The sequence below is a fragment of the Exiguobacterium artemiae genome (assembly GCF_033342815.1).
GTDB lineage: Bacteria > Bacillota > Bacilli > Exiguobacteriales > Exiguobacteriaceae > Exiguobacterium_A > Exiguobacterium_A artemiae_A.
This window is the reverse complement of sequence record NZ_JAWPEN010000001.1, coordinates 463328-481869: the sequence shown is the minus strand read 5'-3', so window position 1 is coordinate 481869 and position 18542 is coordinate 463328. Positions and strand designations below refer to the sequence as shown.

Below are 18542 nucleotides of genomic sequence, written 5' to 3'. Positions count from 1 at the left end.
GACATTCCATGCTTTTTTTATGTTCAAGCAGGATGGTCACTCTTAGGACGGGAATACACGATGAGGATACCACGTTCGACGAGTTCGTTTGCAAGCGTCTCGACGGCTTCCTGAGATGCTTTTGTCCGGGTGATGTGTCGATAGAGATGACGGAGTTCACGGCGCATCGGTTTACGGATCAACCACATGCTGTCGATGATGAGGCACCAGGTCACGACGGTTTCATGACCGATGTAAAACTGGGTTTGACGATTGAGGTACCGGATCCACCATTCATCCCGGGTCATTTTTAACAGGGCGCCGGTAGTCAAGAGGACAGCCAACACAAGCGGAATGCTTTCGTAGATGGGGAGGCTCGCCAGTCGATCGCGAAGTCCGGTTACGAAACTGAGCATCGTCCATCCAATGAGACCGATGACGAACCAATAACTAAAGTTGACCATACTTCGTTGCTTCATCTGGAGTCGAGGTTTTAGGATTGGGGTTGACATCAGAATCACCTCCTCGTTAAAATATCGAATTTTCTGACAATTTATAGTTGTCCTTCTACTATAGTTACTTTTTCCCGAAACGTCCAGTCGTTAGACATAGAAAATGTGTTTCTTTCTTGACGAATTTCGTGTACGCTAAAAAAAGAAAGTGAACGGTTACATACAAGGGGGAGAAATGATGGATCAAGTCGTATGGATTGCAGTCGGCATCGTCGCAATCGCTGTATTTTCAGCATCGAGCGTCGCCGCGTACATGGGTGTCAAAAACCAGGAAGACTAATGACACGGTGCCTGTCACCGTGTAGATAAACGTCGAAAAAGGAGATTCCGTAAAAATCGGAATCTCCTTTTTTGACTGTCGTTCATTTGTTTTCCGTAATTTGAATCCGTTCCGCAAACGGTTTTAAGGTATCGCTCCATCGCAGGTAGCCGCCGCCGACCAGATGGAGTCCGTCGTACGTCATCCGGTTCTGAAGATAACCCTGCTGATTGGTCAACTCCGGCCGTAAATCGACAAACGGAACACCGGCTGATTTGGCAAGCTGCTCGAGGTTGCGGTTCAGAGCTTCGACGTCACGATTGACGCGAACCGAATCGGAGTACTTGGGTGCGACGGGTAACGTTGACTGAATGACGACATCAATGTTATTTTTTCGCAGTGTCGTCACGATCGTCGTCATGTTTTCTGTAATCGTCGGAATCGGGGTAAAGTGCCGGATGTCATTGATCCCGCCCATCAGGAAAACACGTTTTGGTTTCATCTCGACAATCAGGTCGAGACGGGTCAGGAAGCCTTCCGTCGTATCACCGGGAATTCCGAAATTGACAATCGTCGGATCATTGAGCAGTATCCGCCAATCACCAAAATTCGTCATCGAGTCACCGAGCATGACAGAATTCGGTGATTTTGGGTATTGATAAGTATGGAAGAGACTATTCAAGCGGACGTAGTTCGGATTTTTCGTATATTGGAATGTCGAAATAGGCTGTGTGTTCGTCGCAGGAAAGGCCTGCTCGAATAACTCGATCGGTTTACGTCCGAGCAATAACGCGAGGAGGACGACGTTGGCGACGACCGAGAGAATGACTAGTGCTTTTTTCATAAAACAATCGTTCCTTTCGAGGGAGTATAAGGGGTAGTGTAACATGAATCGAAATCCGTGGTTTGATAATATCAAAGGATTCCTTGTCATTTTCGTAGTAATTGGTCACATGCTGACGGATTTACGGTTTGATTACGATGGAAAGTTACTCGAAACGGTATACCTGGTCATTTATTCGTTTCACATGCCATTATTCATTATTTTAAGCGGCTACTTCTTCCGGGAAAATAAATACTTGCGTGTCATTCAACTGTTTGCCGTCTATTGTGTCTGGCAGATTCTGATTGGCTCATGGGCAACGTTTGGAGAAGGATTGCCGTTGTTATCCGGACAAAATCTTGGAACGCATCTGCTAAGGCCGTACTGGGCACTCTGGTATTTATTCGTCATGGTCGTCTGGTATACCGTCACGCCGTATGTCGTCCATCTGCGCGGCTATGTCTGGTTCGGGCTCGCTTTTGCTTTATTATACGGTTTTGAATTAGAAAACACCGGATTTCTGGCTTTACGAAAATTGATCATGTTCTATCCGTACTTCCTGCTCGGAAACTACTTGTCGGAACACGAATTCATCCGGATTTTCGAAATGCCGAAAAGCTTTAAACGGCGGATGAACGTCCGGTTGATTGGCGGACTGGCTTTCGCAAGCGTCGTCGGCTTTCTGTTGTTTGAAGCATGGCGTGATACACCACAGGAAATCGTCGCCTTGGCAAATGCGTTCAAGCATCGTTTCCCGTATGTTGAACAGTATGACAGTGATGCCTGGATCGGTGTGTTGAAGCACAGTGTCATCTATTTCCTGTCGATTACCGCGTCGCTTGGTTTCATGATGCTCGTCCCGATGCGTCGTCTTCCGCTCGTGACACGGGCCGGGGAGCTCAGTTTATATGTCTACCTGTTGCACGTCTTCTTCGTCATGGCATGGCGGCAGTACGTGACGACAGCCTTCGTACCGCAAACCTGGCTCGCCCTGCTGATTGTCATCGGTGTCGCCTTGTTAATTGTCGGCGTCATCATTCATCCGCTGATTGTCCGTCTGATGCGTCCGTTGATCGAAATCGATATTCGTCCGATCGTCGAAGAACGACAAGACCTTTCAAAAAAAGGTTAAATGCTATACACTTTAAAGTAGAGCGATTAATAGATGAAGGGCGTGGAAAGTATGTCGTATAACTTAAACAATGCGGATGGTGTCGTCAACGTTTCTCAACAAGTTATTGAAGTGATTGCCGGGGTAGCGGTTCAGGAAACAGAAGGAATTGCCTTTACTCAGGACGATTCGAAGTTACAGGAAAAACAGATGGTTAAGCTCGTGAAGGTCGAAGACGAGGACGGTGCCATTACGGTCAGTCTTTCGGTTCATATCAAATACGGGATGTCGATCATCAAGACAGCAGGAAAAGTACAGGAACGGATTGCCCAAGACATGGAAAACATGTTGGCATTCCAGCCGAAAGCGGTCAACGTTCGTGTCATCGGTTTATTAAAAGGATAATCCAAAAGGGGCTTTTCGTCATTGACGAGAAGCCCCTTTTTTTGAAGGAATTATTCCGGCAGGTACCGTAAAGCCAAGGCATCACTCGGATGCGCCGTGTAGTCAAACAGCAGGCGGATTGCTTGTTCACTTTGCGGAGACACGGTTACCGAGGTATGCCGGGTTACGGCGACCGCCTGATCCCCAAGCAACAACTCAAACGCAAGCGAGTCGAGTTCGAGTGTTTGTCCACTCGGATTGCGGACCAATAAAATGGACTCGACGATCTGTTCCTGTTTGAAAATTGAGACCGGCAACAAGGACCAGCCGTCTGTCGGCGGAGCAGGGTGAGAGAAAGCAATTTGACGAATCAGGCGTTGCTCCGGAGCAGTAAAGGAATCATCGATGACGAGATCCGTTAACTGTTCATTTGAGAAGACCAGTTCGAGCGGAGCATCAAGCGTCGACAACTCGACGAACTGCTCTTCCTCCGAAAAGTCGAGCCAAAGCGGTAAGGTCGCTTTCGGAAGTAGCACCGGTACCTCTTCAATCGTAAATGTCTTCCTTGCGACGAGCTGATCGCCTGACAGGACGAGGACAACGAGATCATTGAGCTGGAAAGAACGTTCAAGTGTATTTTGGAACAACGCAATCAGCTGCAACGGTTCTGTCTGCAACACCTGAAAGAGATGGATGGCCAACTGATTCGGTCCGAGTTTCGGTAACTGATTGAGTGCGTACCGAAAAACATACTCGTCTTCTTTAACGATCGGCATATCCTCGGTAAAGTAAAGCGCGGGTTGAATTTCATCTTCAATCGACGGTTGCATGAAGCAGTCCTCCTTGCAGAGTGGTTTCTTCCAGACGGCATAGTCCGGAAACGACTTGTTTTTCAAAACTGAAGATCGCATAACGGAAATAATCCATGCCTTCCCGTTCGAAAATCCGGACCGGCTGTTCTTGACCGTAGCTGCGTAAATGAATCCCTTCCTTGAGGGAATTCATCGCTGTCAAATGACTCGTCCACTGTTCGTCGAGTGCCAGTAACATGAACCGACGCGCCGTTTCTTCATCTTCGGTGATCTGTAAGGCCATTCGCTGGTCGACCGCAGCAATGAGCGGTTCCAGTTGCTGTTTGATTGTTTCAATCGAGTCGGCCAGAGGCAGTTCGACCGGTTGATGCAACAATTGTTCCAGTTCCGTCGTCAATAATTCAATCGGCCATTCTTCCGGAACGAGGTCGTCCGTCAAATACTGATCGAGATAGGCGTGGACTGTCCGGGCGGCAAACGGCTGGACAAATTGGTCGAGTGTCGTGGAATCAACGATTTGGTTGCGGAGACGATAGATGGCAAGACGTTGTTCACTGATGACTTCCTCGAGTTGGACGAGATCGTCACGGACACTGCGGTTGACCGATTCGCACGTTTCCTGCGCATAAGCCATCAGCTGCTGAGCTTCTTTTGCACTGATTGGACCGGTGACGGGACCGAGCTTCTTTTTGACGCGCTCTAACCGTTCCCGGGCAAACCGCCGAGGCAGTTCATCCTCGAGCGACAGGTAGAACCGTGTCAGACCGGGATCTCCTTGACGTCCCGCCCGGCCGCGCAACTGGTTATCGATCCGGACCGATTCGTGACGTTCCGTGCCGATGACGAACAGACCGCCTTGCGCTTTCGCCGCATCATCGAGCAGGATATCCGTTCCGCGTCCTGCCATGTTCGTCGCAATCGTCACCCGGCCGTGGCGACCGGCGGACTCGATGATCCGAATTTCCTGATCAACCGTTTTGGCGTTCAGAATCTCGTAAGGAATGTGCCGCTGATCGAGAACGTCTGCGACCTTTAAGGATTGTTCGATGGAAGTCGTTCCGATCAAGACCGGTTGTCCCGTCGCATGAGCCGTTTCGGTCGCTGCCGCAATCGCACTGTATTTCTCAGGACTCGTCAAGAACAGGACATCTGCTTCATCGATTCGGATTTTCGGACGGTTCGGCGGAATCGAGACGACATCCATCCGGTACGTCTTCAAAAATTCATCACGGGAAGTGGCGGCGGTTCCGGTCATCCCGCACACGTGATGATAGAGACGGAAATAATGCTGGATCGTGATTTGCGCCGTCGTCCGGTTTTCTTCGGTCACGCTGACGTGCTCCTTCGCTTCAAGTGCTTGGTGGAGACCGTCCGATAAACTGCGTCCTTCCATCAACCGGCCCGTGAACAGGTCGACGAGTGCAATCTTATCGTCCTTGACGATGTAATCGACGTCTCGTTGGAGAACGACATGAGCCCGCAGTGCCTGGATGACATAGTGGAACAGCACCGCATGTTCCGCTGCAAACAGCTGATCGATGCCGAACGTCCGCTCAATCGTCTCGATGCCCTGATCCGTCAAGGCGACCGCCTTGATTTCTTCATCGAACGTATAGTCGGCGTCTTCTGTAAAGTCTTTTACGACATGACGGACCAACTGTTGTAAGCCTTCGTGAACCGTATCCCGTTCCGCCATGATGAGGGGCGTTTTTGCTTCGTCAATCAAAACACTGTCGACTTCATCGATTAACGCGAAGCACAGGGGGCGTTGCAGACGATCTTCCTGCCGCATGACCAAATGGTCCCGCAGATAGTCGAAGCCGAATTCCGTTCCGACTCCGTATGTAATATCAGCGGCATAAGCCTGCTGTTTTTCTTCGAATGACAGTTCTGCTGAATTGATGCCGACTGTCAAACCTAAGAAACGATGGATCTGACCAATCTGTTCCGCATCACGCTGAGCGAGGTATTCGTTGACTGTGATGACATGGACCCCTTGGCCATGAAGGGCCTGGGTGAAACTCGCGAGTGACGCGACGAGTGTTTTTCCTTCACCGGTCGCCATTTCGGCGATATGTCCGGACAGAAGGGCGAGTCCGCCGATCAACTGGACATCGTAATGACGAAGACCGAGTGTCCGCTTGCTGGCTTCCCGGACAAGGGCAAAGGCAGTCACGGTGATTGCCTCGATCTTCTCACCGGCCTGCAGACGACTTTTTAAGGATGTTGTCAAAAGTTGTAGTTCTTCATCCGTTTTTTGTTCCATTTCTGCTTCTAAGCTGTTAATTAATAAAACGGTTTTTTCATAACGACGCATTCTGCGGCTTTGTTCATCTATTAATTGTTTAACGCGCTGAAACATGATTGGTCACTCCTTCGGTTCGACTGTCAAACTCGCTTTTATTATAACAGTTAAAAATTGTAAAACGAATAGTAAAGAACGAAATAAGTAAAACATTCCCTTGGAATTGAAAACGGTTTCTTTTTAGAAAGGTAAACGATTTGGATTTGTTTTTTGATAACGCTTGCAAAGGGTGGGGTGAACAGGTAAAATAATTCTTGAGGCAAGTGCAATCGTTTGCGCAAATCATTCGATTTCTTGTCTTTCATGTACGATGGATGAAAGGATGGATGTCGGATGGCACCAACGATTGAAGCGGTCATTTTTGACTTGGACGGCGTAATTACCGATACAGCCGAGTATCATTATCTGGCTTGGAAACAACTGGGTGAGGAGTTGGACATTCCGTTCGACCGGGAGTTTAATGAAACACTGAAAGGCGTCAGTCGGACCGATTCACTGGAGCGGATTTTAACACTGGGCGGAAAGCAGGATGCTTTTACCGCTCAGGAAAAAGAAGCGCTCGCAACGAAAAAGAACGACCATTACGTCACGTTGATCCAACATATCTCAGAACAGGATCTTTTACCGGGAATCATTGCATTCCTGGATGAAATCCGTGCGACTGGGCTGAAAATCGGAATGGCGTCAGCCTCTAAAAATGCGTTGACTGTCGTTGAGGCACTTGGAGTCCGGCACTATTTTGATGACATCGTCGATGCAGCAACTGTCGCCCAGTCAAAACCACACCCTGAAGTGTTTTTACGGGCAGCAGAGGCGCTTGGCGTCGCACCTGAACGTTGCATCGGTGTAGAAGATGCAGCGGCAGGAATCACGGCCATTCACGCAGCGGGTATGTATGCTGTCGGAGTCGGTCCGGAAACGACGTTACATGAGGCAGACTATCGTGTCGATTCGACGGATTTGCTTTCCCTTGAGCAGATTCTAGCTAGTCGCTAATGAACATCCGCCATTCCCTGATGGCAGATGGTTTTATCTGATTAATCTCTTTTCATGTGAGTACAAAAGGACCGCTTCCCTGAGCGGTCCTTTTGTCATATAAAAAACGCTCGTTCCGATAGACGGAATGAGCGTTTTATAGTCTTTTAACTTAAAGTGTCGCGAGAATACCGTCAGCAATCGCCTGGGCATAACGTGCCTGATAAGCGGGGTCTGCCAGTTTCGCACGATCCGACGCATTCGATAGGAAACCGAGTTCCGCCAGGACGGCCGGTGCCTGCGTTCCGCGAATGACAGCATAGTTGGCAAAGTGGACACCGCGGTCGCGCATGCCGGCGTAACCCGTCAGCCGTTGCTGAATCGCCTGTGCGAGCTGAACAGAAGTTGTTCCTTTATAGTAGTAACTTTCCGCACCGGACGCACTGGTGCCATTCGAAGCATTGATATGGATGCTGACGAACCGCGACGTCGACAAGGCGTTTGCCATCGCACTCCGGTCGCCGAGTGACGGATAATAATCGTTTGTGTAGCGTGTTAACGTCAAATCCACTTTTCCTGCCAACAGACCGGCGACTTGACGGGCAACAGACAGGACGATGTCCCGTTCTGCGAGTCCTGCACGGACAGCGCCCGGATCGTAAGCACCGTGTCCGGGATCGAGAACGATCAACGGACGATTCGTCGGGCTCGGTTGGAACAGCGTTAAATAAGTGGCTTCGACATAGCCCCGGCGTCCGTCCGCTGTTTGGACTGCGACGAAACCGCGTGTCTGATGGAACGTGTTTGTCACGAGAAGTGGGGTACCGCGTCCGAGACGGGTCACTTGTCCACTGAGGATGGAAGCGGATGCCCGTAAGGCGACGGTACTTCCGGCATCAATCAGGACATACATCTTACTGCCGCTGTAATCAGCCGTTCCGGCAGTCGGAACGGTTGGAGAAGCCGTGCCTTTTTTTAGATACGTCCCCATGACGTATCCGGTTTTTCCGCCGTAACTGATTTTATGCCAGTTGGAGCTGACGGATAAGGACTGGACGACTTGATTGCTCGGAATCGTCATCAACAGCTTGCCCGAGGTTGTCGGTGCAGTCCGGAAGTTCAGCCGTTCCGTCGTCGTATAGGCTGTCGATGCTGCTGTCACTTTCTTTAAATAAGCGCCGGAGACAAAACCGGTTTTTTTGTTATACGTCACTTTGTACCAACCGCCGTCGCGGAAGTTCGACGTAATCGTTGTTTTGACCGGAATGGTCAAAAGGCGGGCCGAAGATGTCGAAGCGGCTTGACGCAACGATAAGGCATCCGTCGTCTGGTAAGCCGTCTCCGCAAAGGGCGTCCCGTTGACGACTTTCGTTAAGTATTGACCGAGTACGTAACCGGTCTTTCCGCTGTGAGTGACACGATACCAGTCACCGATTCGGTAGTTGGACGTCAGTGACGTTTTTTTCGGGATCGTTGTTAATTTTTTAGAGGAAACCGAGTCAGACGAACGTAAATTCAGTAAATCTGTCGTTTGATAGCTAGTTTTCGTAAACGTTACGCCGGAAGCAGCCGATACTAATGAGGACGGAAAAGCGATGGTCACCAGAAGCAAAAGTACTAGCGTCATTGTGAGGATTTTAGTTAATTTGTCCATTAAATTTCCAGTCTCCTTTTAAGTAGAATGAATACGTAGAAAAGCTTATATAGTCAATTAAGTATTTTTAAAATAGTTTAATTTATAATTTATCTGTTCCGTTCTATCTCCTTTCTGTTAATATGAAGTGTAGCCAAGTGACAACCAATGAGAGAAAAATATTACAGAATAATTAAATATATAATAAAATTATATATTAAAGAGGCAAATTGTAGCTTATTTTATTTCAAAAAACATACAATTGAAACATAATTGAAATATTTATGTTTAATTTAGGAAAGTGGGTTAACAAATGGGATCGAGTGAACATATCTACCGAGAACTGATGGAAATTGAAGAGGAATACCGTCGTTTGCAACGGCGCGCTGAATATTTAATCGCAGAATTAAGTCGGGGAACAAGCGATTCGGCAAAAGAAGTTGCCGTGACACAGGAGCGTCCGCTCAAGCAACGCCGTGTCAACCAACGTTACCCACTGGAAGTTTATGTCCATCAAATCAGCGACTTGATGCGTGAACGCGAATCAATGTCGGCACGGGACATTCAAATGGAACTGGAACTCCGGTACCGTCACCAAATCAGCAACATCTATCAACTGATGGCGAAAGTGGAACAAGCGAATCCGGCGATTAAAAAAGTCGGGCGCGGCATCTATACATATGATCCATCTGCAGAAGTCCCAATCTTCATGTGAGCCGCTCGTCGGCTCTTTTTTTTTATGATATAATTCGCGCAGGAGCGTGATGTTATTATGTTATGGACGGCGTCCATTGTCTGTTTTATCGCGGCCTTACTGATCACACCCGTCGTAAAACGCTTTGCGATTGCCGTCGGTGCCGTTGACAGTCCGGACGCACGAAAGGTACACGTACGAATTATGCCGCGCTTAGGCGGTCTTGCGATTTACATTGCATTTATGATCGGTTACTTTATTTTGCAACCTTCAAGCCCGTATGCGACACATATTCTGGTCGGAGGCTTTGTCGTGATTTTGACAGGCGCACTCGATGACCGTTTTCAATTAAATGCCCGGCTGAAACTGATGGGGCAGATCGTCGCGGCCGTGGTCGTCTTAAACGGCGGGATCCGAATTGAGTTCATCAATCTGCCGTTCGATCAACAATTGTATCTCGGTTGGTGGAGTGTCCCGCTGACGTTTCTCTGGGTCATCGGCATCACGAATGCTGTCAACCTGATTGACGGACTGGATGGACTGGCAGCAGGAGTTTCGAGTATCGTCCTGCTGACACTGATCAGCCTGGCCGTCATCCAGGGCAATGTCTACGTGACGATTGTCGCAATTCTTTTATTGATGAGTACATTCGGTTTTCTGTTCCACAACTTTTATCCGGCCAAGATTTTCATGGGAGACACCGGTGCGTTATTCCTCGGATACATGTTGGGTGTTTTGTCATTGCTTGGTTTCAAGAACGTCACCCTGTTTTCACTTGCAGTGCCGGTCATCCTGCTCGGCATCCCGATTTCCGATACGCTGTTTGCGATTGTGCGCCGGGTATTACAGGGAAAACCACCGTTTGCACCGGATAAAGCCCATCTTCATCACCGGTTACTTGACCTTGGATTTACGATGCGGCAGGCGGTGCTCGTCATTTACGGACTGTGTGCCGTCTTCGGGATGACAGCGGTCCTGTTTTCACAAACGACTTCGCTAGGAGCACTCGTTTCCTTGCTGATGTTACTGCTCGTACTCGATATTTTAGTCGAATCGCTTGGATTACTGGGCGAGCGCTATCGACCGTTACTGAATTTGCTGGAACGAATGACATCAAAATGACTAATCAGCCGCTCAAAGGAATTTGGGCGGCTGATTTGGCGATAGGGGAGTCGAAATGAATCCGATTGAACGAGCCGACCGAATTATCTATCTGGATGTGTTGCGGGGATTCGCTTTATGCGGCATCCTCTTTGTTAATATGCCGAGTTTTCTCGGCGAACGTTTCACACGCGAAATGGGGAGCACCGATCAGCTGTTGCGTCTCCTGTTTGACCTGTTCATCCAAACAAAATTCTATACGTTGTTCAGCGTTTTATTCGGAGCCGGCTTCATTCTGTTCATCAACCGGCTACGGGTAAAGAAAAAATCACTGTGGATCTTCGTCCGGCGTTTACTCGCTTTATTTCTGTTCGGTCTCATCCATCTGCTGTTCTGGAGAGGAGATATCCTGCAGACGTATGCCCTGTGTGGTCTGATGCTGCTTGCGTTCGTTCAGACACGACCGTCGACGAAGCTGTGGGCGGCTCTCGCCTTACAGCTGTATATCTTCTTCCGATATCTGTCGATTTATCAATATGCCGAGTCCGTCGGCGACCGGTCGATTCCGGACCCGGATACGACGCTGCAATCGGTCGTGGCAGCGCATGACGTCACGGCATTCGTCACCTATCATGCGACCGTTCAATTACCGCACGGATTGTCGAATTCCCTGGCAATCTGGCCGGAAATTCTTTCACTGTTTTTAATCGGAGCTTACTTGATGGAACGGTTCACGGTCCGACCGCCGGCGACCCGGACGATTCGTCTTGTGTTTGGTGTCAGTCTGTTGCTGTCGTTGCCGTTGCTCTATCCAATCGTTCAGATTCATCAAGGGCGTTTCCCGGACGGATTGGCCAATTACTTTTTCGTCTGGCTGTCGGGTCGTACGCTTGCTGTCACGTATGCGGCGGGAATTGCCTTACTTGTCCGGTCAGGACGTCCGTTAAGGGGATTTCAGGTGTTGGGACGGATGGCGTTAACGAATTACCTCATGCAGACGGTCCTCTTTACACTGGTACTGTTCGTGACCGGACGGTACGGGACGATTCCGCTTTGGCAAGGTACGTTGCTGGTCATCGCTGTATTGATGGTACAAGTCATCTTCTCGAGCTGGTACTTAAAGCGGTATCGTCAAGGGCCGGTCGAGACTTTTTGGAGAACTGTCACATATGGACGGGAAAAATCACGGGACACCTGAATGGTCACAGAAAATTTACAAAGTTTTCGTATAATTTAGCGTGGAGGTGATCAGATGAACAGATGGATCGAAATTTTCATCGTGTCATTAAAACTTGGATTAACGTCATTTGGCGGACCCGTCGCCCATTTAGGGTACTTTTACGAGGAATATGTCAAACGAAGGAAGTGGGTGGATGAGAAAGCATACGCCGATCTCGTAGCCCTTTGTCAATTTCTGCCCGGACCGGCTTCCAGTCAGGTCGGGATGGGGATTGGTCTCGTTCGGGGAGGCGTCGTCGGTGCGATCGTCTCATTCATCGGATTTACGTTACCGTCGAGTATTTTACTGATTTTGTTCGCAGTGCTCGCAACCGAATTCGATTTGACGGAAGCCGGTTTCATTCATGGTCTCAAGCTTGTCGCCGTCGCGATCGTTGCGGACGCCGTGCTCGGTATGGGGACAAAACTTGCCGTCGGGCCGAAACGGTTGTTTTTGATGCTGCTGGCATTGGCAGGGGTCTTGTTGCTTGCCCATCCACTCGCGCAAGTCGGTGTCTTACTTGTTGCGGCAGTGATTGGTTTATTTTGGTTTGAAGATGAACCTGCAGGTGGCGGGAAATTAGATATTCGTGTTCCGCGTCTTCTCAGTATTGGGGCATTGATTTTGTTCGTCGTGTTGCTTGTCGTAACACCGTTTCTGGCGGCGAATGCCATGGGGAATATTCAGCTGACGAGTATCATGTACAGTGCGGGTGCCCTCGTATTCGGCGGCGGACATGTCGTTCTGCCGTTTTTACAGCAATCACTTGTACCGGACTTTTTGACCGGCGATAGTTTCCTGGCCGGTTATGCGGCAGCGCAAGCTGTTCCGGGCCCACTCTTTACTTTCGCGACGTATCTTGGGACGGTCGTGAACGGATTGACGGGCGGAATCCTTGCGACGCTCGCGATTTTCCTGCCCGGATTTTTACTTGTCCTCGGTGTCCTGCCGTTTTGGGACCGGGTCCGTAGCAACAAGCAGGTCGGGCGGATGTTGATTGGGGTCAATGCAGCGGTCGTCGGGATTCTGCTCGCTGCGTTATACGATCCAATCTTCACGTCGAGTGTCAAAACAGGAGTCGATTTTTTGATTGCTTTCGGACTGTTTTGCCTGCTCCGTTTCTACAAACAATCACCGCTCCGGATTGTTATCCTCGGTGCAGTGATTGGATCGATCATGGGTTGGTTCTGATTGACGTTAAACGGACGAGTTTTTACAGTTGAAAAGGGATGACTTAAAAAAGAATCACTCCTCTTTTCACGCCCTTTCCTCAGGCGGGATACAAGCCGGTTTTCCTGCCTCATTCAGGAAGAAAAGCGGATCTTGTTTATCTCTGACAGCGCAAAATCGCGCTTTTTCCTGTAGGAGTGGCGTGAAGCGAGTGATTCTTTTTTGTACGCGATGAGGGTGGCAGATTATCATTCTGCCACCCTCATCTTTGTAAGGACTGGCTCTTGAGTCAGTCCCTTTTTTTATCATTTTTTACGTATCCAGTGCGTCGTCACGTTCGAGTGTCACAAGGACGATTGCGTCCCGTCTGACTTGATGAACAGCCCGGAATCCGAATCGGTGATACAAGGCGACAGCCGGTTCGTTTAAGGCGGCCGTCGAAACGACACGAAGCGGTTGCTGTTTCAAAGCATGCCGGATCAATTGCGTTGCGATGCCCTGACGAAAATAATCCGGGGAGACGAGCAGCCGGGTGATGGTTTCCCCTTCGACGGTCAAAGCGCCGACGAGCCGTTCGTCGAGCCGTATGATGTAACCGGCCGGTTGTTCTTTGTGAAGTGCTGCTTCCGTTTGAAGAAGCGGCGGAAAGAAAGTGGCACCGATTAAATCAGCCTCGACACGGTACGCTTGTTGCTGGAGCCGGTACAGTTCCGGATAATCAGTTGCTTTCAACGGTCGAATCATTGGAAACCTCCGGTGTAGAGGTCGAATCGTCAGCCGTCTCCGGTAAGTTCAGCTGTTCCTTTAACATCGTTTTCGCATCGGCGAGTGAACTCGGGTCGAGCTGATAATAGTAGGTACCGTTGATTTTTGTATCCGTTCCCTTTAAGTCAATCCGGTTGACGGTGTTCAAGGATTTGACGAACGGTTGTAATTGAAAGGCTTCCGTCAGTGACATGTTCGTTGTGAAATTATCACCCGTCGCATCCATCAGTTTATTCAGTTTCGTGATGGATCCGAATGACGTCGATTGGTCGATAATCGCCTGGACGACCTGCTGTTGGCGTTTGGTCCGGCCGATATCACCCTCCGGATCTTCATATCGCATCCGGGCGTAAGCGAGGGCTTCCTCACCATTTAATCGTTGCAGACCGGGTTCGAGTTTGACGCCGCCTTTTTTATCGGAGGAGTTCAACGTATCGATCGGTAGTTTGACATCGACGTCAATGCCGCCGACGGCATCGACGATTGCAACGACACCATTAAAGTTAATCGAACCGTAATAATCGATTGGAATATCAAGTAACGTTTCGACGGTTTCAATCGTTGAATCAATGCCTCCGAACGCATAGGAATGGTTGATTTTATCTTCGTATCCGACAGACGGGATCATGACGAGGGAATCACGAGGAATACTCAGCAGATTAACTTGTTTATCCGTTTTGTTGAACGTTGCGACAATCATCGTATCGGCACGTGAAGACGTATCGCCGGGACGTTCATCCGTTCCGACGAGCAGGACGGAAAAATGATCTTTCGTTAAGTCGACGGCAGCAGCCCGTTTATCTGATTTATCGCCGCGCGACAGTTCGACTTCCGATTGTTTAGCTGTTTGGAACGTTTTATTGGCGACATAGGCAAATGCAGCACCTCCAGCGATGAACACGACCAGAAAGACGGTGACGAACACTTTAAACCACGATCGCTTTGGTTTTGGTTTGGCAGAACGGGATCGTTTGGAATCATCCACGGTTCATTACTCCTTACTTTACTGAATTATTAAAAAACTTTTAAATTCTTTATAAACAGTATAGCAGGTCAAGGTTGAATGTCACGTTCGACGTAGCGCGAACGGGTTTTCTCGAGTGTTGCCTGCCCGTTCGTCAAATTCGTCATCCACTCAAAAAAAGCAGGGACGGCGGTTTCTTCGACCCAGACATCGATTTTGACATGATCGAGATAATGAATCTGATCGATGATATGTTCGGTTGCCCGCAATTCATTTTCAAGCTTTCCGAGCCATGTATAATCGACCGTGACTTCGACCAAATCGTGGGCGATCCGTTCAACGATACCGATCGCGTTCAACCCTTCAGAGACACTGGAACCGTAAGCCCGGATCAAGCCGCCGCCGCCGAGCTTGATACCGCCGAAGTAACGGGTGACGACGACGACGGTGTTGCGGAGATTCCGTTTTTTTAAGACTTCAAGCATCGGGACGCCTGCGGTTCCGCTCGGCTCCCCGTCATCGTTGGCTTTTTGAATCTCATTTCGCTCGCCGATGACGTAAGCGGAGCAATTATGATTGGCATCCGAATGTTTTTTTTTGAGGTCGGCAATGAAGCTCTGTGCCTCTTCTTCCGAGGTGGCACGCGCCAAATATGTAATAAATCGTGACTTTTGGATAATGATTTCATGGAAACCGTTTTCTTTTACTGTATAATAATTAAATAATGTCATAATCAAAAATGTCCTCCTCGTTAACTAGTTCTTTCTAGCATAACGACGATTTGAGAGAGAGACAACCGTGGGGACTGGCAAGGAACGGAGGGAGTAGTATGACGAATGAGATGGGGGAGCGACTGTCCTTGAATGATATCGTACAGAACATCATTGGTGTCGTAGAAGAAAGCCGGGAAGAAATCGTCCGGATTACGGAAAGTTCACGGGAACAGTATGCTGAAATCCAGCAGGAGTTACGGGAACTGAAGACACGCGTTCACGACTATATTAAAGAAGCTGAACGGCTAGAACGACATATTAAGGATTCGAAAGCGCGACTCGTCATCGTGAGCAAGAACTTCGACAACTACTCAGAACAAGACATCCGGACTGCTTATGAGACAGCCAACGCACTCCAACTCGAATCGTTCATCAACCAACGCGATGAGATGAACTGCCGAAAGCGCCGGGACGAGCTGGAACGCCGTCTCGTTCAATTGGATGAAACGATTGAACGTGCCGACATGCTGATCAGCCGGGTTTCAGTCGTGCTGAACTTCCTGACGGACGACATGCAGGTCATGAATGAAAAGTACGAAAAAGCGATGCAAAAACAGGAGATGGGCTTAAAGGTCTTCCAGTCGGCGGAGAATGAACGGCGCCGCCTGTCGAGGGATATGCATGACGGTCCGGCGCAGACGCTTGCACATGTATTAATCCGCGCTGATTTAATTGAAAAGATCCACCAGCATAACGGTGCGGAAGCGGCTTTTGAAGAAATCCACCGTCTGCGGAAATTGATCCGCGACGGACTTGCCGATATTCGCCGCATCATCTATGATTTACGTCCGATGACGCTCGATGATCTCGGATTCGTCCCGACACTTGAACGGTATTTACGACATATGCAGGAAATTTCCAACATCCCGATTCACTTTAATTATCTCGGGGGCGGCGAACGGATTGAATCGACCTATGAAGTCGCAGTCTTCCGAATTGTCCAAGAAGCGGTCCAAAATGCAGTTAAGCATTCCAAAGCAGGGGACATTCGTATTATCATAGAACAGTATCAACATTCCGTCCGGATTCATGTTAAAGATAACGGGATTGGATTTGATTTTGATTCGATTGTCGAATCGTGTGATGAGTCATTCGGACTGATCGGGATGCGGGAACGGATTGAATTGATAGACGGTGAGTTTGAGATTGAGACGCAGCCGGGTAAAGGGACAGTCATCAAGGTAAGGATTCCGGTTGAGGAATCCGGAGCGAGAGGAGAAACACTGTGAATAACGAGCAAGTAAAAGTAGTCATCATCGACGATCATCAGTTATTCCGGGAAGGCGTCAAACGGATTCTTGATTTTGAAGAGGAGTTCGTCGTCGTCGCGGAGGGCGAGAGTGGAGCAGACGTGATTCCACTCGTTGAAACGCATCAGCCTGATATCGTCTTAATGGATATAAATATGCCGAAAGTCAATGGTGTCGAAGCGACAAAACGTTTGATGGAAGTCCATCCCGAAGTCCGGGTCATCATCCTGTCGATCCATGACGATGAAACCTATGTCATGCACGCGCTTGGCGCAGGTGCAGTCGGTTATCTCTTAAAAGAGATGGCGACGGATGAACTGGTCAATGCAATCCGGTCCGTGTACCGGGAAGGCGGATACGTTCACCCGAAAGTCACACCGAACTTGTTACAGGAATACCGTCGTCTGATGAAGATGAAGCAGACGATGTCTTCGCAACCGATTGAAAAACGTGTCGCCGAAGCACCGTTGCACGTGTTGACCCGCCGGGAATGCGAAGTGCTGCAGCTACTCGCGGACGGCTTCTCGAACCGGGCGATCAGCGATACGTTGTTCATCAGTGAGAAGACCGTTAAAAACCACGTTTCCTCTATTTTACGTAAAATGAATGTGCCCGACCGGACCGGTGCTGTCGTCGAAGCGATTCGCCGCGGCTGGGTCGTCGTCGTTTAAGTACGGACGGAAGCCGATTCGGCTCCGTCTTTCTTTTTTTAAAACTTCAACCTGTGATATGATAAATAAGCGATTGTGACCTGTCAGAATACCTTATGTCACGACGGAACTCTTAAAAGCGAGGAAATTCACGAATGAGCCAAATTGTGATTTTAACGGATAGTACTGCCTATCTGCCAACTACCTATTGTGAAAAAAACAATGTCCATGTTGCACCGCTTAGTGTCATCTTCGACGGAGATGCGTATCGTGAAGGACTCGATATTTCCGTACCTGATTTTTATCAACGCATTCAGACGGGAAGTTTACCGACGACATCACAGCCGAACATCGGCGATCTTGTCGAATCGTTTGAACAGTTGCCGCAGGGGACGGATATCATCGGCATCACGCTATCGAGCGGAATCAGCGGGACATACCAGGCACTACATACGATCAACATGATGGTCGAACACGTCGAGGTGCATCCGATTGATTCGCGGATCTCCTGTATGCCGCAGGCCTTCCTGGTCAAGGAAGCAGTTCGGATGCGTGACGCCGGCGCGACGGCACTTGAAATCGTCGCTCGTCTTGAAGCATTAAAAGACGTCATCCGTGCCTATTTCGTGGTCGATGACCTCGAACACCTGCACCGCGGCGGACGTCTCAGCATGACGCAGGCCGTCGTCGGTTCTTTCCTTAAAATCAAACCGGTTCTTCATTTCGTCGATGGGAAAATCGTTCCGTTTGAAAAAATCCGGACGTTCAAACGAGCTGTCAAACGGATTGAAGAAATGATGGACGAGACGATTCAAGGAACTGGTGCCGGATACGTCATCGGAGTCATTCATGCGGAAGATTCATCGAAAGCGGAAGCGGAAATTGCCGTCCTGCAAGAACGGTTCCCGGACGCCCGGATGGAGATGAGTGTGTTCGGTCCGGTCATCGGAACCCATCTGGGACCCGGTGCGATCGGCATCACCTGGTATCAAGAAGCGTAATCCTGTGTTAACCGTAGGGCTTACATGACACAACGACGTATCTGTGAAAACAGATACGTCTTTTTTGTGTGGTTATCCGACAGCAGTGCGTGCGGGCATCAGCAGGAAGTCTATTCGTCTTGCCGAAAGGGAGGGGGAAGTCAGTCAAATGAAAGGAAGTAG

18 protein-coding genes are annotated in these 18542 nt (G+C 49.2%); 10 read left to right on the top strand and 8 right to left on the bottom strand.

The features are described 5' to 3' along the window. Positions 1-23 precede the first annotated feature (23 nt). Together R7V76_RS02420 and R7V76_RS02415 are read right to left on the bottom strand one after the other, a co-directional pair. The gene (locus R7V76_RS02420) at positions 24-491 is read right to left on the bottom strand and encodes a hypothetical protein (protein WP_318091144.1); all 468 of its coding nucleotides are present in this window, start codon (positions 489-491) and stop codon (positions 24-26) included. A gap of 362 nt (positions 492-853) precedes the next feature. After that, positions 854-1594, bottom strand: a complete 741-nt coding sequence (locus tag R7V76_RS02415; protein WP_318091143.1) for an SGNH/GDSL hydrolase family protein — start codon at positions 1592-1594, stop codon at positions 854-856. A 43-nt stretch (positions 1595-1637) separates the two neighbouring features. Between R7V76_RS02415 and R7V76_RS02410 the strand changes: the two genes are divergently transcribed. Together R7V76_RS02410 and R7V76_RS02405 are read left to right on the top strand one after the other, a co-directional pair. Next, on the top strand, positions 1638-2705 hold the full coding sequence (locus tag R7V76_RS02410; RefSeq protein WP_318091142.1) for an acyltransferase family protein: 1068 nt from the start codon (positions 1638-1640) through the stop codon (positions 2703-2705). Positions 2706-2756: 51 nt separating this feature from the next. After that, the gene (locus tag R7V76_RS02405) at positions 2757-3089 is read left to right on the top strand and encodes an Asp23/Gls24 family envelope stress response protein (RefSeq protein ID WP_234944539.1); all 333 of its coding nucleotides are present in this window, start codon (positions 2757-2759) and stop codon (positions 3087-3089) included. Positions 3090-3139: 50 nt separating this feature from the next. On the opposite strand, the gene R7V76_RS02400 is transcribed toward R7V76_RS02405, so the two are convergent. Beyond that, a complete protein-coding gene (locus R7V76_RS02400) occupies positions 3140-3898 on the bottom strand; it encodes an SLAP domain-containing protein (RefSeq protein ID WP_318091141.1) in 759 nt (252 codons plus the stop codon). Continuing rightward, entirely contained in the window at positions 3882-6242 is a 2361-nt protein-coding gene (gene secA / locus R7V76_RS02395; protein WP_318091140.1) for a preprotein translocase subunit SecA, read from the bottom strand. Before secA ends, R7V76_RS02400 begins: the two co-directional genes overlap by 17 nt. 276 nt (positions 6243-6518) lie before the next feature. On the opposite strand from secA, the gene pgmB reads away from it, so the two are divergent. Next, entirely contained in the window at positions 6519-7181 is a 663-nt protein-coding gene (gene pgmB, locus R7V76_RS02390; RefSeq protein WP_214849598.1) for a beta-phosphoglucomutase, read from the top strand. Between the two features lie 151 nt (positions 7182-7332). Here pgmB and R7V76_RS02385 read toward each other — a convergent pair whose 3' ends face one another. Continuing rightward, positions 7333-8787 (bottom strand): N-acetylmuramoyl-L-alanine amidase, encoded by a 1455-nt coding sequence (locus R7V76_RS02385; RefSeq protein ID WP_318091139.1) that lies wholly within the window; start codon positions 8785-8787, stop codon positions 7333-7335. A 319-nt stretch (positions 8788-9106) separates the two neighbouring features. Between R7V76_RS02385 and R7V76_RS02380 the strand changes: the two genes are divergently transcribed. The 4 genes from R7V76_RS02380 to chrA are packed head-to-tail and all read left to right on the top strand — an operon-like array spanning position 9107 to position 12998. Then, positions 9107-9508, top strand: coding sequence for a Rok-like winged helix domain-containing protein (locus R7V76_RS02380; RefSeq protein ID WP_012371342.1), 402 nt, complete (start codon positions 9107-9109; stop codon positions 9506-9508). A gap of 57 nt (positions 9509-9565) precedes the next feature. Next, positions 9566-10609: a glycosyltransferase family 4 protein gene (locus R7V76_RS02375; protein ID WP_012371341.1), complete on the top strand. Its 1044-nt coding sequence runs from the start codon at positions 9566-9568 to the stop codon at positions 10607-10609. A gap of 55 nt (positions 10610-10664) precedes the next feature. Beyond that, entirely contained in the window at positions 10665-11786 is a 1122-nt protein-coding gene (locus tag R7V76_RS02370; RefSeq protein ID WP_318091138.1) for a DUF418 domain-containing protein, read from the top strand. A 54-nt stretch (positions 11787-11840) separates the two neighbouring features. Next, complete coding sequence (chrA, locus tag R7V76_RS02365) at positions 11841-12998, top strand: chromate efflux transporter (protein ID WP_318091137.1); 1158 nt, start codon at positions 11841-11843, stop codon at positions 12996-12998. 291 nt (positions 12999-13289) lie between these two features. On the opposite strand, the gene R7V76_RS02360 is transcribed toward chrA, so the two are convergent. The 3 genes from R7V76_RS02360 to R7V76_RS02350 all read right to left on the bottom strand — a co-directional run bounded on the left by R7V76_RS02360 (position 13290) and on the right by R7V76_RS02350 (position 15437). Next, positions 13290-13721, bottom strand: a complete 432-nt coding sequence (locus R7V76_RS02360) for a GNAT family N-acetyltransferase (protein WP_318091136.1) — start codon at positions 13719-13721, stop codon at positions 13290-13292. Beyond that, the gene (locus R7V76_RS02355; protein ID WP_318091135.1) at positions 13696-14727 is read right to left on the bottom strand and encodes an LCP family protein; all 1032 of its coding nucleotides are present in this window, start codon (positions 14725-14727) and stop codon (positions 13696-13698) included. Before R7V76_RS02355 ends, R7V76_RS02360 begins: the two co-directional genes overlap by 26 nt. Positions 14728-14795: 68 nt before the next feature. Beyond that, positions 14796-15437, bottom strand: a complete 642-nt coding sequence (locus R7V76_RS02350) for a YigZ family protein (protein WP_318091173.1) — start codon at positions 15435-15437, stop codon at positions 14796-14798. A 98-nt stretch (positions 15438-15535) separates the two neighbouring features. On the opposite strand from R7V76_RS02350, the gene R7V76_RS02345 reads away from it, so the two are divergent. The 3 genes from R7V76_RS02345 to R7V76_RS02335 all read left to right on the top strand — a co-directional run bounded on the left by R7V76_RS02345 (position 15536) and on the right by R7V76_RS02335 (position 18380). Then, complete coding sequence (locus R7V76_RS02345) at positions 15536-16708, top strand: sensor histidine kinase (protein ID WP_318091134.1); 1173 nt, start codon at positions 15536-15538, stop codon at positions 16706-16708. Beyond that, on the top strand, positions 16705-17400 hold the full coding sequence (locus R7V76_RS02340; protein WP_214765865.1) for a response regulator: 696 nt from the start codon (positions 16705-16707) through the stop codon (positions 17398-17400). The genes R7V76_RS02345 and R7V76_RS02340 overlap by 4 nt, the downstream gene beginning before the upstream one ends. Before the next feature lie 134 nt (positions 17401-17534). Next, entirely contained in the window at positions 17535-18380 is an 846-nt protein-coding gene (locus R7V76_RS02335; RefSeq protein ID WP_318091133.1) for a DegV family protein, read from the top strand. The last annotated feature ends 162 nt before the right edge of the window (positions 18381-18542 follow it).

Bases quoted from the DNA above. Each gene is read 5' to 3' on its own strand.
- chrA (WP_318091137.1), top strand. From the start codon at position 11,841: ATGAACAGATGGATCGAAATTTTCATCGTGTCATTAAAACTTGGATTA.
- R7V76_RS02350 (WP_318091173.1), bottom strand. From the start codon at position 15,437: ATGACATTATTTAATTATTATACAGTAAAAGAAAACGGTTTCCATGAA.
- R7V76_RS02385 (WP_318091139.1), bottom strand. From the start codon at position 8,787: ATGACGCTAGTACTTTTGCTTCTGGTGACCATCGCTTTTCCGTCCTCA.
- R7V76_RS02405 (WP_234944539.1), top strand. From the start codon at position 2,757: ATGTCGTATAACTTAAACAATGCGGATGGTGTCGTCAACGTTTCTCAA.
- R7V76_RS02415 (WP_318091143.1), bottom strand. From the start codon at position 1,594: ATGAAAAAAGCACTAGTCATTCTCTCGGTCGTCGCCAACGTCGTCCTC.
- R7V76_RS02360 (WP_318091136.1), bottom strand. From the start codon at position 13,721: ATGATTCGACCGTTGAAAGCAACTGATTATCCGGAACTGTACCGGCTC.
- R7V76_RS02375 (WP_012371341.1), top strand. From the start codon at position 9,566: ATGTTATGGACGGCGTCCATTGTCTGTTTTATCGCGGCCTTACTGATC.
- R7V76_RS02410 (WP_318091142.1), top strand. From the start codon at position 1,638: ATGAATCGAAATCCGTGGTTTGATAATATCAAAGGATTCCTTGTCATT.
- R7V76_RS02420 (WP_318091144.1), bottom strand. From the start codon at position 491: ATGTCAACCCCAATCCTAAAACCTCGACTCCAGATGAAGCAACGAAGT.
- R7V76_RS02370 (WP_318091138.1), top strand. From the start codon at position 10,665: ATGAATCCGATTGAACGAGCCGACCGAATTATCTATCTGGATGTGTTG.
- R7V76_RS02345 (WP_318091134.1), top strand. From the start codon at position 15,536: ATGACGAATGAGATGGGGGAGCGACTGTCCTTGAATGATATCGTACAG.
- R7V76_RS02400 (WP_318091141.1), bottom strand. From the start codon at position 3,898: ATGCAACCGTCGATTGAAGATGAAATTCAACCCGCGCTTTACTTTACC.
- pgmB (WP_214849598.1), top strand. From the start codon at position 6,519: ATGGCACCAACGATTGAAGCGGTCATTTTTGACTTGGACGGCGTAATT.
- secA (WP_318091140.1), bottom strand. From the start codon at position 6,242: ATGTTTCAGCGCGTTAAACAATTAATAGATGAACAAAGCCGCAGAATG.
- R7V76_RS02380 (WP_012371342.1), top strand. From the start codon at position 9,107: ATGGGATCGAGTGAACATATCTACCGAGAACTGATGGAAATTGAAGAG.
- R7V76_RS02335 (WP_318091133.1), top strand. From the start codon at position 17,535: ATGAGCCAAATTGTGATTTTAACGGATAGTACTGCCTATCTGCCAACT.